Genomic DNA, 255 nt, shown 5'->3' with positions numbered 1-255 from the left:
CCCATTCTTCCAGGCGCCGGGCCGGCCAGTTCTTCGGCACGATGAAGAAGAGTTCGATCTGCCGACCGCGGCCGACACGGGCGACATAGGAATAGTGCGAAGAGAAGCCGAACTTCGCCACGATCTCCCCTGCCACCCTGTCCACGTGCTGCTTGAATTCCAGCGGTGTCACCAGAAGAATATCCGCCAGCGCCTGTTTCACATTGCCGAACGGCATGGGGATGATGACGAGGCAGACGAGCGCCAGCACGGCAG

1 pseudogene is annotated in these 255 nt (G+C 61.2%); it reads right to left on the bottom strand.

What is annotated here, in order from left to right:
• Positions 1-255: pseudogene (locus SB816_RS33265) on the bottom strand (cation transporter); the annotation flags it as partial.

This window comes from Achromobacter sp. SIMBA_011, assembly GCF_046535435.1.
In the GTDB taxonomy this organism is placed as follows: domain Bacteria; phylum Pseudomonadota; class Gammaproteobacteria; order Burkholderiales; family Burkholderiaceae_B; genus Achromobacter; species Achromobacter dolens.
This window is presented reverse-complemented; position numbering and strand designations above follow the sequence as displayed.